Source organism: Mesorhizobium sp. M7A.F.Ca.CA.002.09.1.1, assembly GCF_003998555.1.
Taxonomy (GTDB): domain Bacteria; phylum Pseudomonadota; class Alphaproteobacteria; order Rhizobiales; family Rhizobiaceae; genus Mesorhizobium; species Mesorhizobium ciceri.
Window position 1 is genome coordinate 1 of the sequence record NZ_RZRR01000979.1, and the last position, 1,949, is coordinate 1,949.

Genomic DNA, 1,949 nt, shown 5'->3' on the forward strand with positions numbered 1-1,949 from the left:
CGCTATGCCGGCATTTCCGAAACCCGCATCATCATCACCGCCATGATGATCTCGGGCGCACTGGCCGGCATGATGGCGCTCAATCCGGTGATGGGCGATCAGCACAATGTCGCCATCGACTTCGTTTCCGGCGCCGGCTTCGTCGGCATCGCCGTGGCGCTGATGGGCCGCCTGCACCCTGTCGGCATCGTATTGGCGGCGGTCCTGTTCGGCATGCTCTACCAGGGCGGCGCCGAACTCGCCTTCGAGATGCCGGCAATCAGCCGCGACATGATCGTCATCATTCAAGGCCTGGTGATCCTGTTTGCCGGTGCCCTCGAGCACATGTTCCGGCGCTACATCCAGGCGCTGTTTGCCTCGTTCAGTCCGCGATCGGTCGGCATGGAAGCGGTCAAGGGGAAAGGTGCCTGAGATGGATGTGTTCAACGCGATCATCCAGACACTGGACTCCACCATCCGCCTCTCGGTGCCGCTGCTGCTTGCTTGCCTCGCCGGGCTCTATTCGGAACGCGCCGGCATCTTCGACATCGGCCTCGAAGGCAAGATGCTTGTCGGCGCCTTCGCCGGTGCGGCCGCAGCTTCCGTGTTCCATTCGGCCTTTCTCGGCCTCGGCATGGCGGTCGTGATCTCGGTCGCCTTCGCCATGATCCACGGCTTTGCCTCGATCACTCATCGCGGCAACCAGATCGTCTCCGGCGTGGCGATCAATTTCATCGCCGCCGGCTCAACCATCATCCTCGGCCAGGCCTGGTTCCAGCAGGGCGGGCGCACGCCGGCGCTGCAACCGGGCGAGCGCTTCGAGGCCATCACCTTGCCGGGCGCCGAGGCCATCCGCGACGTGCCGATCATCGGACCGATCTATGCCGAACTCCTGTCGGGCCACTCGATCCTGGTCTATCTTGCCTTCCTGATGGTGCCGTTCACCTGGTGGGTGCTGTTTCGCACCCGCTTCGGCCTGCGCCTTCGCGCCGTCGGCGAGAACCCGGCCGCCGTCGACACCGCCGGCATCTCGGTCGCCTGGCTGCGCTACCGGGCGCTGATCTGCACCGGCATCCTCACCGGCATTGCCGGCGCCTACCTGTCGATGGTGCAAAATGGCGGCTTCGTGAAGGACATGACTGCCGGCAAGGGCTATATCGCGCTGGCAGCCTTGATCTTCGCCAAGTGGAAGCCGGTCAACGCCATGTTCGCCTGCCTGCTGTTTGGCTTCCTGGACGCTGCGTCGATCCGCCTGCAAGGATCCCCGCTGCCCATCATCGGCAAGGTGCCGGCGCAGTTCATGCAGGCGTTGCCCTACATCCTCACCGTCATCCTGCTCGCCGGCTTCATCGGCAAGGCAATCCCGCCACGCGCCGGCGGCGTGCCTTATGTCAAGGAACGTTGAGCGACGGGTCGGCTTTGCGCCGGGTTTTGAACACGATCATCGGAGAGAACGCTGAATGTCGCATGATCTGTTCGAGGCCGCCAAGGCCGCCATGGCCAAGGCCTACGCGCCCTATTCTAAGTTTCCGGTCGGCGCTGCCTTGCGCACCGAGGACGGTCGCGTCTTTACCGGCGCCAACATCGAAGTCGCCTCCTATCCGGAAGGCTGGTGCGCCGAGACCACGGCGCTCGGCCACTATATTATGGGCGGCGGCGGCAAGATCGTGGAAATCGCCGTGCTTGCCGAACGCATGGCCAAATGCTCGCCTTGCGGCGGCTGCCGCCAGCGGCTTGCCGAATTCTGCCGGCCGGAAACAAAGCTCTATCTCTGCGACAATGCGGGTGTGGCCGAAACCGTGACCATGGGCGACATGCTGCCTTACGGCTTCCGCGGCGATATTTTGAAATGAGCAACAGGCTCAAATGAACAGCTGGCAACGATGACGGAAAAAGCCCTGGATCATCTCGTCGAAAGGCTGGACGGCCTGGCGCCGGCCACGGCACTGGTGCTCGGCTCGGGCCTCGGC

Annotated in this window: 2 protein-coding genes and 2 pseudogenes; all 4 read left to right on the top strand. The window is 63.8% G+C overall.

All coding sequences use genetic code 11. The annotated features are described in order from the left end of the window. Nucleotides 1-411, top strand: a pseudogene (locus tag EN994_RS29140) (ABC transporter permease); the annotation flags it as partial. 1 nt (nucleotide 412) lies between these two features. Further along, nucleotides 413-1,384, top strand: a complete 972-nt coding sequence (locus EN994_RS29145; protein ID WP_013529631.1) for an ABC transporter permease — start codon at nucleotides 413-415, stop codon at nucleotides 1,382-1,384. Between the two features lie 55 nt (nucleotides 1,385-1,439). Next, entirely contained in the window at nucleotides 1,440-1,832 is a 393-nt protein-coding gene (cdd, locus tag EN994_RS29150) for a cytidine deaminase (RefSeq protein ID WP_013529630.1), read from the top strand. Between the two features lie 30 nt (nucleotides 1,833-1,862). After that, nucleotides 1,863-1,949: pseudogene (locus EN994_RS36460) on the top strand (purine-nucleoside phosphorylase); the annotation flags it as partial.